This window comes from Vibrio sp. 2132-1 (assembly GCF_033344315.1).
Genome location: NZ_JAWPON010000515.1, coordinates 1 through 617, shown reverse-complemented (window position 1 = coordinate 617; position 617 = coordinate 1). Strand labels below are relative to the sequence as shown.

At 48.9% G+C, this 617-nt stretch carries 1 protein-coding gene and 1 pseudogene; both read right to left on the bottom strand.

Features of this window, described 5'->3' with window-relative positions; all coding sequences use genetic code 11:
• The coding region (locus R8N47_RS26385; protein ID WP_318186255.1) for an ExbD/TolR family protein at positions 1-243 on the bottom strand (243 nt) is incomplete at its 3' end.
• A pseudogene (locus tag R8N47_RS26380) lies at positions 240-617 on the bottom strand (MotA/TolQ/ExbB proton channel family protein); the annotation flags it as partial. The pseudogene R8N47_RS26380 and the gene R8N47_RS26385, both read right to left, overlap by 4 nt.

Below are 617 nucleotides of genomic sequence, written 5' to 3'. Positions count from 1 at the left end.
AATGTACGTTTGTCCGTTGATCGCCCAATAAGGCTCATCCTTGAGGATATTAACGGTAATCGACTGCTTATCGACCTCTGCAACGGCCTGAGAGTCGGTGCTTGGCAGCGCGACATCTAATGAATCGAGTTTGACTGCGGCGGTAAGCATCAAGAAAACCATCACAATAAAAATGATGTCTAACAGCGGTGTTAAATCTGGTGTTAAGCCGTTGCGGTTATTGTCCTGTGGTACTTTGATCATGAAGCTTTCGCCTCAGCCGTTTTGGTGACACTTACCGTTGTTTTTGTTTTTTCTGGAGACACGTGCTGCAGGGAAATGCCTTCAAGCCACAAATTCACGTAGTTGAGAGTATGCTCAAGTTTGGCGAGTACGCGGTCAGCCCACAAACCGATGATTTGTGCGCCAGAAATAGCGGGTAGGGCGATGATCAAGCCAGCGGCCGTTGTGCGCATGGCTAAACCCAAGCCGTCAGCCAAATCGTTAGGTGTGATGTTCCCAGTTGAAACCGCGATGCCTTTAAACATCTCAATCTATCCCAATACTGTGCCGAGAAGACCAACTAGCCGGCTGATCACGCCGATCAACGTCAGAAGGCGAAGACCAGAATGCAGTTG